The 13,230-nt window shown below is 36.3% G+C and carries 13 protein-coding genes and 1 pseudogene; 1 reads left to right on the top strand and 13 read right to left on the bottom strand.

Translation table 11 applies throughout. The features are described 5' to 3' along the window. Positions 1-14 precede the first annotated feature (14 nt). From CIB29_RS17740 to CIB29_RS17680, 13 genes and pseudogenes are all read right to left on the bottom strand, one after another. The gene (locus CIB29_RS17740; protein ID WP_094551968.1) at positions 15-644 is read right to left on the bottom strand and encodes a precorrin-8X methylmutase; all 630 of its coding nucleotides are present in this window, start codon (positions 642-644) and stop codon (positions 15-17) included. Next, the gene (cobD, locus tag CIB29_RS17735) at positions 628-1,749 is read right to left on the bottom strand and encodes a threonine-phosphate decarboxylase CobD (protein ID WP_094551966.1); all 1,122 of its coding nucleotides are present in this window, start codon (positions 1,747-1,749) and stop codon (positions 628-630) included. The genes CIB29_RS17740 and cobD overlap by 17 nt, the downstream gene beginning before the upstream one ends. Continuing rightward, positions 1,746-1,943 carry a hypothetical protein gene (locus tag CIB29_RS17730; protein ID WP_094551964.1) on the bottom strand — a complete coding sequence of 66 codons (198 nt, stop codon included), beginning with the start codon at positions 1,941-1,943 and terminating at the stop codon, positions 1,746-1,748. The genes cobD and CIB29_RS17730 overlap by 4 nt, the downstream gene beginning before the upstream one ends. A 9-nt stretch (positions 1,944-1,952) precedes the next feature. Continuing rightward, positions 1,953-2,954 carry an adenosylcobinamide-phosphate synthase CbiB gene (cbiB, locus tag CIB29_RS17725; RefSeq protein WP_094551962.1) on the bottom strand — a complete coding sequence of 334 codons (1,002 nt, stop codon included), beginning with the start codon at positions 2,952-2,954 and terminating at the stop codon, positions 1,953-1,955. Positions 2,955-3,350: 396 nt separating this feature from the next. Then, on the bottom strand, positions 3,351-4,070 hold the full coding sequence (locus CIB29_RS17720) for a hypothetical protein (protein WP_094551960.1): 720 nt from the start codon (positions 4,068-4,070) through the stop codon (positions 3,351-3,353). Between the two features lie 66 nt (positions 4,071-4,136). After that, on the bottom strand, positions 4,137-4,574 hold the full coding sequence (locus tag CIB29_RS17715) for a hypothetical protein (RefSeq protein WP_094551958.1): 438 nt from the start codon (positions 4,572-4,574) through the stop codon (positions 4,137-4,139). Between the two features lie 404 nt (positions 4,575-4,978). Beyond that, a pseudogene (locus CIB29_RS19715) lies at positions 4,979-5,172 on the bottom strand (transposase); the annotation flags it as partial. A gap of 157 nt (positions 5,173-5,329) precedes the next feature. Then, a complete protein-coding gene (locus tag CIB29_RS17705; protein ID WP_094551954.1) occupies positions 5,330-6,130 on the bottom strand; it encodes a QueT transporter family protein in 801 nt (266 codons plus the stop codon). A 62-nt stretch (positions 6,131-6,192) separates the two neighbouring features. Beyond that, positions 6,193-6,972: an energy-coupling factor transporter transmembrane component T family protein gene (locus CIB29_RS17700; RefSeq protein ID WP_094551952.1), complete on the bottom strand. Its 780-nt coding sequence runs from the start codon at positions 6,970-6,972 to the stop codon at positions 6,193-6,195. Between the two features lie 7 nt (positions 6,973-6,979). Further along, positions 6,980-8,701 carry an ABC transporter ATP-binding protein gene (locus CIB29_RS17695; protein ID WP_198543969.1) on the bottom strand — a complete coding sequence of 574 codons (1,722 nt, stop codon included), beginning with the start codon at positions 8,699-8,701 and terminating at the stop codon, positions 6,980-6,982. Positions 8,702-9,007: 306 nt separating this feature from the next. Beyond that, entirely contained in the window at positions 9,008-9,550 is a 543-nt protein-coding gene (locus CIB29_RS17690) for a DJ-1 family glyoxalase III (protein WP_094551950.1), read from the bottom strand. A gap of 55 nt (positions 9,551-9,605) precedes the next feature. Beyond that, the gene (locus tag CIB29_RS17685) at positions 9,606-10,763 is read right to left on the bottom strand and encodes a GNAT family N-acetyltransferase (RefSeq protein WP_094551948.1); all 1,158 of its coding nucleotides are present in this window, start codon (positions 10,761-10,763) and stop codon (positions 9,606-9,608) included. 113 nt (positions 10,764-10,876) lie between these two features. Continuing rightward, positions 10,877-11,770: a DUF2156 domain-containing protein gene (locus CIB29_RS17680; RefSeq protein WP_094551946.1), complete on the bottom strand. Its 894-nt coding sequence runs from the start codon at positions 11,768-11,770 to the stop codon at positions 10,877-10,879. 412 nt (positions 11,771-12,182) lie between these two features. On the opposite strand from CIB29_RS17680, the gene CIB29_RS17675 reads away from it, so the two are divergent. Then, complete coding sequence (locus CIB29_RS17675; RefSeq protein WP_094551944.1) at positions 12,183-13,205, top strand: aldose 1-epimerase; 1,023 nt, start codon at positions 12,183-12,185, stop codon at positions 13,203-13,205. The last annotated feature ends 25 nt before the right edge of the window (positions 13,206-13,230 follow it).

Raw genomic sequence — 13,230 nt, 5'->3', positions numbered from 1 at the left:
ACCACTTATCCCTACTATTCCTTATCTCCCATCATATACAATAAAGCGTTAACGATTGCAGCGGCTACGGTACTTCCGCCTTTTCTGCCATTGGAAATAATATAAGGAATACCCAGTTCCTTTATTGCCTCCTTGGATTCTACTACATTTACAAACCCGACGGGAACACCAATAATCAGGGATGGCATTGCTTTTCCTTCTTCAATCAATTCCTTTAACCGGAATAATGCAGTAGGGGCATTTCCAATTGCAAATATCTTATTCTTTGGATTTTGCACGGCTACATCCATGGAAGCCATAGCCCGGGTGATTCCTTTCATTTTAGCTGCGTGAGCCACCTCTTCATCAGAAATAAAACAGTGCACTTCCCCGCCAAACTTTTCTAATACCGTCTTGTTAATACCTGAATAAGCCATTTTTGTGTCAGTAATAATATTACTGCCTTTCTTTATTTCATTTAATCCAATTTCAACCGCCCCTTGGCTTATCTCCAGGATGTCTGCATATTCAAAGTCCGCAGTAGTATGTATTACCCTTTTAATAATTTTCGCTTCCTGGTCTGTAAAGTCTCTTTGTCCCAATGTTTCCGTAATAATTTCAAAACTTCTGGCTTCTATGGCTTTAGGATCATGTATATATTCCATCGGTTGCTTTCACCTCTTCCAGTGTTTTCACAAATTTCTCCAGAAATATGTCATTGCTCCTTTGATCTTTAATTGCAATTCTTATATATTTTTCATCCAGAAAAATAAAATTGGCGGCATTTCGTACCAATATGCCCTTCTGGGCCATTTTTTCACATAAATTGTAACTTGTTAAGCGGTCATCAAGCAGCTTTATTAAGATAAAATTGCAAAAGGGTTCGTATACTTTTATGCCATTTATACTGCTTAATTTACTAAAAAATCTCAGTCGTTCAGCCTTAATCCATTTTTTTGTTTCTTCAATATATTTCCTATCCTTAGGAAGTATTTCTGCAGCCAGGCTTGCCATATTATTTAAAGTCCAGGGCTGCTTTTTTAATTCCAACCGCTTGATTAATCTTTCACTGCCTATGCCGTATCCCAACCTTAAACCGGGGATGGCAAAAATCTTTGTAAGGGCTTTTATTATAAACAGGTTTGGGTAAACACTCAATTCATCAACCATCGATATATTAAATTCCTCATCCACAAAGTCTATAAACGCTTCGTCTATTACTACTGTTATTCCCTTTTCCCTGCAGAAATCCAAGATATCCTTCATCGGCTTTCTTTCAATGATCTGACTGGTGGGATTATTGGGATTACAAAGGACAAGCATTTCAATGTCTTCTGTAAGAGATTCCATCAAATCCCTGCTGTCAAGGATATAATCTTCTTCCTCTTTTATCCTATAGTGTTCTACCTCACAATCGGCAAATAACGCTGCCTGTTCATATTCTGAAAAGCTTGGACAGGGAATAAGCACTTTTTTTGGCTTCAGAACCTCCATTATTAAAAAGATGATTTCAGTAGCACCATTTCCCATAATAACATTAGACTCATTTACATGGTTGAATTCAGCAAGGCTTCTTTTGGCTCCGGTATAATCAGGATCAGGATAGCGGGTCAAAAGATTCATATTATTCATAATTGCTTTCTGTAAAGATTCAGGCACTCCCAGTGGATTAATATTGGCACTGTAATCCAATATTTCTCCAATACTTATACCATATTCATCTCTGGCTCTGTATACGTTGCCACCATGAACATCTTTCCGCAAGTTCATAAATTATCTCCATTTCCACCTTTATTATTTTTCTGTTGACTAGGATGTGTATCATCATATACTCCATGTCTTGCCGTCGGCTTATACCGGCATCCGTGCCGGGATAAGCCTAAAATCGCCCTCCATGGCGATTTTCCGGCTGCAACATTCCATATATGATGATACACATCTGCGACAGTGCGGTTGTGTCTCACGCTCTCCCGCTACTTAATGAGTACATACCCTATCCCAAACAATATTAAACTTAAAAAAGATGTAGCATACATAATCCTAATCGCACGTGCAATATCTTCAATTTCCAGAGGTCTCTTTTCGTCTCCGATCGCCGGTTTATACACTTCTTTTCCAAAATACACATTGGTGCCACCCAGTCTTACTCCCAGTGCCCCGGCGACAGCTGCTTCGGGGTAGGCACAGTTGGGACTTTTATGGTTCCGGCGGTCTCTCCACATAATTTTATATCCTCTTGAAATGTCATATCCAATAATGCCGGAAGCAAAGGGTATCACCACCCCCGTAATCCTGGCAGGAATATAATTTGCCAAATCATCCAGTTTAGCAGCAGCCCAACCGAAATTGATATATCTATCATTCATATAGCCCACCATAGAATCCATCGTGTTAATAGCTTTATAAATAAAAGCCAGGACCGGACCACCTATAAAAGCATAAAAAAGAGGTGAAACAATCCCATCCACGATATTTTCAGCCACCGTTTCCACTGCAGCCCTTATTACTTCTTTCTCCGTCAAACTTGATGTTTCTCTGCCTACAAGATATGATAAATATTTTCTCGCTTGAGGCAAATCATTATCTTTTAGGGCAAAAAATACTTTTCTGGTTTCTACAGCCAGGCATTTGGTAGCAAGGCAGGAGAAGAGGAAATAGATAGTTAGTATCGTGAGTAATGGGTAGTGGGTGGTGGGTAGTGCTTGTTTAAAAACCCATACGTCTATCTTTTTCGCAAAGTATAGCAGTATACTAATTATCAATAGAACTGTAAGCAAAACGATCATTACCAGAAATATTCCCGCTATTTTTTCTGTTTTTGCTTTATTTAATTGTTTGGATCTATCTATGGCATTTCTTAAGAATTTTTCTGTTTTGCCAATAAGATTTCCTATAAAACAAATAGGATGGGGTAACCAATGGGGGTCACCAATAATAAGGTCAATTATATATGCAATAGATATGTAATACACCATAAAACCCTCTCCACTAATGCAATAAAATCAGCCCAGTTGCTAACTCTTAATTCTAGATTTTTATAAAAATTATAACATCCGTTCGGACATGATACAATGAACATTTATATGATTATTGGTAATATTTAATTTGATAAATATTATTTACTTTTGAATTAAAAAGACTCTGAAGCTACTGCAAAGATTAATGCCATAAGAGAGGCTATTGAGAATGCAGGACCCGACGATTTGGTCGTATTCATGGATGAATCTGATGTCCATTTGTTCCCTCCTTTGAGGGCGATGTGGATGCCGTCTGGAAAGCAGGTGCGCATCCCTACCCCAGGGAATAATAAAAAGAAAGCAATCTTTGGAGGCATGGATGTGTTGAAATGTGACTTTCAGAAAGATTGCCAACTAATACCACCTTAGTTGTTTTATATAGTATGGTTTATCATCAATACTACAATCGAATATAAACAAATACAAATTACGCACTAATGATTTTAAATACTTAATGTATACACTTTTATTTAATTCTTCAATGCTGAAACCGGATACATTAATAAAAGAAGCACTTGTAAACCTTTTTCGATCAGATAATATATATTTGACATATTCATCATTTTTAAAGCAATTATAATCTTGTTCATCATCCTTGATTTTGTCAGAATCAATATATTCATAAAAAGCTGTTCTATTGCAGTCACATAGAAATGATTTTTCTAACGTAAAAAATTTAAGAATAGGATTAATTTTATCATTCAATATCATGTCTTTAAAAATATCTTTTACAAATTTATTTATACCATTTAATTGAATGATATATGGACTACCATTTTGATCAAAAGGGACAACTACGCGCATAAAAATGGTTGTTAACTTATTAATTTCATCTTCAACCGATTTATTATCAGATATCGTAATTGAACTTACAACTTTAGCATCAAATTCTCTCTCAAAAAAGTATTGATCAGCTAATGCTATTTGAATATTTAAGTTATTGCTTATGATATTTTCTATAAAAGACACATCTATATCCCCTGAGTTTTCACGGCTGTATACTTTTATATCATGTTGTGGAATATGATTTGCGGGATAATGTTTCACCTTTTCATAATTAATTTCTAAAAACATTTTAACCATCCATTCATAAAAATTTTTTTATCCATAAAATTTTTTTATAAGACATAAGAATTCTTTCTATTGAAGAATACGTATTATGGCAGTTACATTTGCGTATGTTTTCGGAAATAGTATATTAGTAGATTTAATATAAATGTTACCGTTTACAGCTGTCAAATTTGGTGTAGTACTTGTCGCTTCCCAATATAAATCTGCTTGTGAGTTTGTCCAATTTCTCACACCAACATGAAAGGTTACTACATCTACTTGAGAGACCGCACTAGTCATCTCCCCTTCAGAAGGCGCACTACGCATTTTGTCTTCTTGAGACATATATTTATAACTGCCATCCGGCTGTTTAACAAAAGTAACAGTAACTCCATCAGAATTCATTGATAAATCTAATACAATTTCTTGGTCTTTAACCGCATAATCGTTAGGACTTGCATAAGCAGTTATTGATATAAAAAATAAACAAACCAGCAACATTATTGGTAATAACTTAAATTGTTTCATAATTAAAACCATCTCCTTTGTTTATAATATATATTTTATATGGACCCATTAAAAACACAAGATTAATATACTATACTTTTCATAAATTTTTTGTAGAAATTTGTAGATTTTTAAAAATTTTTTATGAGCAATTTAGAGGATGTGACATGGGGACCTGTGACATGGGGACGGTTCTACAAGCAGTCAATCGGAAGTTTTGCCCGGTAAGCAATAAAGGTCAGTTTTTTCGCAGTACTAAAGTACTGCTAAGAAGCTGACCCTTTTGCATCACTTAACCTGGGCAAAATTTTCGATTGCGGAGAAGAAGGAAATCGCGGATGTCTGTCGCTATATGGGAATTCAATATTTTTCTTATTCACTTAAAAATATCGAATTGGTTATCTATATATATTACAATAAAGATTTTACATTCGCAGGCATAACCTGTTTATGACCTGCTCCGGAACATTGTTAATTGAATTAATGAAACCCCTTACAGCTTCACGAATCTGTTTTGCAGAGGAGTAGAAGACATTCTTAATTACATCTGATTTCAACCATCCCCTAGCCCTTCAATCATATTAAGTTTCGGGCTATAGGGAGGTAAGAAAACAAGAAGACCATTTTCTTTATATTTATTAACGTAAGTACCTACCGTATGCCGGCATAAGTCAACCATATTGGATATATCTATATTGATATATCCTTTAAGGTGATAACGTACAACCATATAACGCTGGTATATCCGTTTATCCTTGGTTTTGTTAATAGTTTCCTTATAATTTAAAAGCACCGTAGAACATTGCTGCCAAGAACGGTAAAATGCCAAGACCTACGCCGATACTACCGGCTCCACCGGCAGCAAAACCTGCAGCAAAGGCTGCCTGGTTAGCAAATCCTAATGAAATGATTAAGCCAACAACCAAACCACCTATAGCTCCAATTAGAACTAATGAAGAGTAAACCTTAGGCAACTTAGGAACAGGAATATCTTCAGGAGCTAAGATATCTGACCATAGCAATCCCCATTTTTTAATTCTAGGATAAAGCAGTACAAGAACTACAGGACCTAATACAGCAGAAATAATAGCATTGTTGACAGTGATAATTGTTGATAATGCTGCAAAAGGAACCATTTTTAATACATCAAGTCCCCATGCAATAACAATAGCACAAGCAGTGCTTGCTACGACAGTTGCAATTTCAAATTCGACAAACTTTTTAGCTGAATTGATGGTAGGAGTTTTGTCATCTTCTGGCAAGATCCCATATCTACCCCATATTTTATAAGGAATATAGGCATATAGGAAATTACCAACAAATCCAAACAGTGAACCAATTCCAAAGGTACCGAAAAAGTCACCGATTAGATTTCCAATAGCTGACCCCCAGGCACCGGCTGGTCCGAACAGAAGCCCTAATAATACAGGAAATAGGTTTGCCGGCCTGATTTCAGTGAAACCAGGAATTAATGGAATTGCCTTAAAAGGGATTAACACCGCTGCATAAATTGCTGCGGAAAGGGCGGTTAGTACAACCATCTTGGTGTACTTCCACATACGTAATGCGTCTTTCATTTTATCGACCTCCACTTAATTTTATTTACTAAACCTCTTTCGCTTCAACAGACTACTCAAGGCTATAGTATCACACCTTGTACAACTCCATAACCTATGATCCTTAGATATACACTAATAACAATACAAATAATACTAAGAGATATTATAAAAAAGTCTATCTTGCTAAATTTAGAATCTATAATGGAAGAACGAAATTTTTGCGCCCCAAAGCCTTTGGATTCCAAAGCCATACCAAAGGTATTGGTACTTCTTATAATGGATAAAAAAACCGGAATAAGAAGAGGTACGAATTTTTTTATTTTCTGGATTATATTCCCTTCATCTGCATTTAGGCCTCTTGATTTTTGAGCTTCAATGATAGTATAACAATTTGCAATAATGGTGGGTACTAACCTGATCGCCGTTGAAAACGCAAATGCAGCTTGATAGGGTAACCCCAGCTTCATAAGCCCAAGGGATATTTCCTCTATTTTCGTTGATGAAAGGAAAATCATTCCTGCTATAATCATTATATCGATTTTTATTGCCATTGCAATACCATAAAGCAAAGATTCAAGTTCTACCGGACCAAGTAATGGAGTAGTACCCTGTGCAAAAAAAGCCCACATGATAATTGTAAAAATACCAATGGTTAGCAGAATAAACCATATTCTCTTTAAATTTCCCAGTATCTTCCCTGTTGCACCATATACAATCACTGCCAGGCTGAATACTGTTAATGAAATTGGAGAACTAAATAAAATACCTATTATAAAGCTGGCAATCAGTACAATTATTTTCGTCCTGGGATCCAATCGGTGCATATAAGTATCTTTATTGAGATATAAAAACAAATTCATATTGCTTCTACGGCCTCCTTAAGCAAGCAATCATTTCATCAATGGATAAAACGGTATTTCCCATTTTATTTGAAAGTGAAACAATATGCGGGACTTTCAAAAAGCAGTCCTTAAGCATATCTTCCATTTTAAATATTTCTCTTGTTTTTCCATATGCAATAAGATTGCCATTTTTCATTACAGCAACCTTGTGTGCATATTCTGAAACCACCCACATGCTGTGGGTAACGATAATAATGGTATGTCCGTTTTCATTTAGACGCTTTATCAATTCCATCATTCTTCGCTGCTCGCTATAATCAAGGCCTGTGGTAGGCTCATCCAATATAATCACATCAGGTCTGGCTGACAAAATTGAAGCCACAGCAACTCTTTGCCTTTCACCTTTTGTAAGAGTAAAGGGATCTTCCTTTTCATATCCCTGTAAATCTACAGCTTCCAGAGCTTCTTTTACTCTTTGCTCAACTTCCTCCTTGGACAATCCTCTTATTTTAGGGCTAAAAGCAACTTCATCATATACTGTTTCAGCAAAGATTTGATGATCGGGGTTTTGGAATACATACCCTACCTTTTTTCCGATTTGAAAAACATCGTGTTCTTTCGTATTTAAGCCACACACCTGTACATTTCCCGAGGTAGGTTTAAGCAATGCATTTAACAGCTTAACCAGGGTTGTTTTTCCGCTGCCGTTCTGCCCGAGAACAGCAAGAAATTCCCCATTTTTTATTTCCATGTTTACATTCTTTAAAATTGGCCATCCTTCAATATAGGAAAAGCATACGTCCTCCAATTTAATAAGAGTGTCCCTGTAAGCTTTTTCCCTTTTAAGGTCTGATTTCAATATTTCATTATACTGCTTTTCATCAATAACATATCCCAGTTGGTTGATTTTTTCAAAACCTTCCTGAGGTGTCATGGGCAACTCTTCCTTATAACCTAACCGCTGGAATAATTCAGGCACCTGTAGAGGCATTAACCCTATCGATTTCATCTTTTGAACATCAGATAGCATATCCTTGGCATTTCCGTCCGCAATCACTTTACCGTCCTGCATAAATATAATCCTATCGGCATAAAGGGCTTCCTCAGTTTCGTGTTCAATGATGATTAATGTTAGATTTTCATCTTTTCTTAACCTGGAAGCGATTTCAAAAACCTCGCTTTTACCAATAGGGTCCAAGTCTGTTGTCGGTTCATCCATACATAATATTTGAGGCATTACCGACATTACCGATGCTATTGCAAGTCTTTGCTTTTGTCCACCTGAAAGAGTAGAGGGTTCACGTTCCTCAAAGCCTTCCAGCCGAATCAATTTTAAAAGATTATTAATTCTTTTATTAATTTCATCAACGGGCACATTAAAATTTTCGGGGGCAAAAGCTATTTCCAGCTTTACATTTGTAGAAAAGAGCTGAGCTTCAAAATCCTGAAAAACCAAGCCTATATCTTTGGCAAAAGAACTGACTTTATTTTTTCTTGTATCATTGCCAAGAACTGATACGGTTCCTTCAAGCTTTCCCCTGATAAAATGAGGAATCAGACCGTTCAAAGCCGTTACCAGCGTAGATTTCCCTGCACCACTGGGACCCATAATCACAACAAATTCACCTTTTTTGAAATTTAAATTAATATGGGTTAGTGCAGGTTCATTTGTTTTGTTATCCTCAAGGGTGCTATAGGTAAATGAAAGATCCTTAATTTCTATTGCGTTCTCATTAGTACTCATCATGTACACGACCTCTTTTGTAAAACATATTTATAGTAAATGCTTTTATATAAAAAATACATTAAATTCCCTCAATATCCAATTATATCATCAATTTATAATAGTTACAATCGAGTGTTAAAAAATTTTGCAATACAAAAGATATTTCATACTAAAATAATTTGTATTTACTATTTTGTGATCATAAAAAGTTAAAGCCTCCCCCAAAAAGCATATAAAAATATACTTTTTCGAAAAAGGCTCTATTATCAGCGAAATCCTTTGAGATGATTTTATTTAGCTATCCGAATGCGTTTCTTTTAATTCAAATTATTCACAGTATTGCATTTGCCTCTTTAGTCTCTGCGCTGCTTCTTCACTTTTTAAGATGGATACAATGGTAAAGGCAAATTCCATTGCAGTTCCCGGTCCCTTGGAAGTAATGAATTTTCCACATACATTCACCCTATTGTCCTTTACGACTGCTCCCTGTAAGTATTTCTCAAAGCCCGGATAACAAATTGCCTCTATATCTTTTAAATATCCCTTGTTCCCAAGAATCATAGGTGCAGCACAAATTGCCGCAATCCACTTCCCATTATCTACCCCATGCTCCAAGAATTGCTGTACTTTTTCATTTTTTTCAAGGTTTGTCGTCCCCGGCATCCCTCCCGGCAAGATGAACATATCTGCATCCTCAGCTTTTACCTCTTCAATTAAACAATCTGCCAGCACAGGAATACCATGCCCACCTGTCACAAACTTGTCTTTAATGGAGACCGTCCTGATCTCAATATCTGCACGTCTTAATATATCTACTACTGTAAGAGCTTCTATCTCTTCAAAACCATCTGCTAAGAAAATATACACCATATATATCCCTCCCTATATCATTTATTATTTAAGTTTCATAAAGATTTTGCACACATCAATAATAATCATTTATAAAGTTATTACATAATGGAAATAATTTATTAGCTTTTTCGATATCTTTCATGCTCTGTGCCTGCAGCATCCCGAGGTGGTAAGCTTGTACAGGAGAGATAAAACCCATAACCAGTTGTGAAAAAGTATTCATTGAACACTCCAAACCAGCTTGTCTATTGCCCTCATTTGCTATTTTACCACAACAAATATTAAATGTGCCAGTGTTCCATACTGCTAAAGGGTCCTGCACCTTGATACTTATATCTGGTACTTCAACAACACCACAAAGTAATTCCAATATCTTTTCTACATCCAACACTCTTGCCATTACAAAAGGACTCAGAACAATATCACGTCTTGGCTCAGAAAGGAGTACAAAGGCCATATCGTCCATCGGAGCTTTCCAGGTAATCCTTTGTGCCTGGGCAGAGTGGGAGAAAACAAACCACAAAAGTCCCCTGTATGCCTCCCTGTTTGTATATCCCATTTCATGGATGTTAAATACCCCTGAATGGATAGAATACAGGATATATCCTTCAGGTACGCCCTCCTCACCTTCAACCAGGTACGCCGCCCCACCTTCAAAGGAGTGGTCGGTGTAAATGCTTCTCCAGTCTTTATCGCTCCTTACGATGGAACCATTTTTATCAGCGATAAATTTGGCATATATTTTCATAATAGCATCCATATCACTATCAATATTAACCGGTCTCAATTTTCCATACTTTTTGGTTAGAGGTTTGAGATCTGGCATTTCTATCTTGTAAAATTTATGATAGTAACAGGTTTCCCAGCCGTATTTCCTATAGAAATCATATTGGAATGGGAGGAGAATATTAATGATATTTCCTCTTTTATGCATTACTTCAATAGACTTTTTAAGCAACGCCTCCATATATCCTTTACCTCTTGCCTCCGGCAGGGTTGCTGCACCTACTATGTAAGAAATATCTATGACTTTCCCATGAAAATTTAATTTATAAGGCAGCATTTGAAGGCTTGATACAGGGACACTATCCTCATACACCACCAGTGTATTGGCAGCACTATATTTTTCCTGAAAGTACCATGAAAGAAAGGGATCTTTATCTCCAAAGCAGTAACTCCACATTTCTTTAACTTTGATTTTATCTTCTACATCTGCAAATCTTATCTCCATTTTATTCCAACCTCCATAAGCCGCTTCAACAGGTCACAAATATCTCTTAAAATAACTTAAAGAGCGGTTGGGTGGATTTTACTCCCCACTGCCCACTCCCCACTATTTTTATATCATTCTTTAAGAACAGCTATAGACTTTTCTATCATCCTGACCGGCCGGTAGGAAAGTTTTGCTTTCCTCAACCCTTCTATCCCCATATCTTCTTCACGGTTAATATACTTAACGTTGCTCCACTCTTTCTCACAAAATTTTTGATTAATCATTGCGTATGATCCCTGTATATCCGGGTCTGCTTTTTCCACATGAATAACAGCCATATCCTTCGCAAATTGTTCTCCAAAGGTAAATGCCACTACTTTATTATTTACCTTTATGATACCACCCTTAAATTTTAATCTTTCAAAATGATTCAGTGCATCAATAATAGCAGCTTTTTCCTGCTCCAGACCCTCACTTTCGTCACAATTCCGTTTTTGACACCATTCTTCCTCCGCTGCAATACATTCATCTACCAACTCTGCCGTCAGAGGATGATATGTATAATCGTATGTGGATAAAAACTTGTTAATATGATTCCTCTTTGCATGAAATTTTTTACCTTCAAGATAAATGAGGTCCTCACTCAAATAGACATAGTCATATAAACTTCGTTCAGGTTTGAAGATAAATTTTCCGGGTAACCGGCTCTCAATTTCACTTATCATATCATTGGTAAGCGACTTGATAATTAGTTTGTTCCCCTGGCTGTCGAAGTATGTTATTAATTCTTCTATAACCGGCGTAATATCTCCTGTTCCTACCGGCATCAATGTAAAAGGATTGTTATTTTTATACTGTGCAAAAATGCAAAGGAAATCATTGATAATTGCGTATTTAATATTATAGCTGTTGCGCCACATAAACAGGTTAGTAAAAGTAAAATCCGAAATTTCGTACTGCTTCATCGAAAAGTATTTATCAAATAATTCTTTGTTGTCAATTGTAATGTCTGATAATTGAATCATTTTCCAAGCTCCCGATAATAATTTTTGTATTAATATAAATTACTATTATTTTACCATCTAATTATAACAATTAAACCGGAAGTTTTCAATGCAAGTTATTTCCCTGGGGTGCATATTTTATATTTGACGAATATTATGGAAAGAACGTTGCGGAAAGGCTTAGAGCCTGTTAACGCAATGAATATATATTCTTCTCATGACAGCTCTTAAAAATCATATCTAAAATACTTTACCAAAATCCTTTATCGTATATTTATTGCATTTATAAAATGAGGATCATCTACGCTTGCAATGATATCATTCAAAAAGCGTTTAGCTTGAAAACCTGCATTAAATTATTATTGATATGCTATATCAACATATGATATAAATATACAGAGAAACTGTACAATTCTAACAGGAGATGATTATCATGGAACAACGTAATTCTTTGGAGACAAAAGCAGAACAGACATCATGGCAGGGAGAACCTGCGGTACACTTTTGTGCCGGTGGTTATGAAGCATTGATGATTCCTGGTGTAGGAGCAAACGTCATTGAGTTAAAAGATACTGTTAGAGGATTAAACTTACTTAGAACTCCTAAAGATGCAGAGAGTTTTAAAGCCAGACCACAAGTGTATGGTATTCCTGTATTATTCCCACCAAACAGGATAGAAGATGGAACCTTTGAGGCTGCCGGAAAAGTTTATCACTTCCCTGTTAATGAAGTAAACCGCAATAATCATATCCATGGTTTTTTACATACCCGTCCATGGAAAGTAACAAAAATAGGTGCTGTTTCCAAGGGGATTGCAGAAGTAGAAGTTACTTATAAAGCAGACAGCACTTCGGATTTTTATAATTATTTCCCTCATGAGTTCGAATGTAAACTATTATACCGTTTATCCAGCGCAGGTTTAAAACAGACGATCTCCATTACAAATAACAGCAGCAGTCCCATGCCGATGGGCTTGGGCTATCATACAGCTTTTAGTGTCCCGTTTCACCCTGAAAGCACGGGTGAGGATTATAGAATGTGGGTATCAGTAAATGAAAGATGGGAATTAAGCGAGAGAATATTGCCTACCGGTAAACGCTTGCCTCTCACCGAAAAAGAGATGTCATATCGAAATCAGGGCATGCCCCCACTAGGCGACCCTATCGATAAGCACTATACGGTATTACCTTTGAATATAAACGGAAAAGAATTCCATGGAGCAATTCTTGAAGATACTTCTAAAGGACTTAGGTTGGTTTATGAAGTAGGGAAAGGCTTTAAACACTGGATGCTGTGGAATATGGATGGCAACAGCGGCTTTGTCTGTCCTGAACCCCAAACCTGGGTGGTTAATGCGCCTAATGTAAAGCTTCCTGATGAAATAACAGGGATGAAATTATTAGCACCGGGTGAAACATGGGAAGAAACCTGTAAAATATTTGTGCAGGAAATTTGATTACAATAAAAGGGTAAAGTGCTTC

Origin of the sequence: Petroclostridium xylanilyticum (assembly GCF_002252565.1) — a bacterium.
GTDB classification, from domain to species: Bacteria; Bacillota; Clostridia; order SK-Y3; family SK-Y3; genus Petroclostridium; species Petroclostridium xylanilyticum.
Note: the sequence above shows the minus strand (reverse complement) of the source record. Positions and strands in the feature narration are given on the sequence as shown.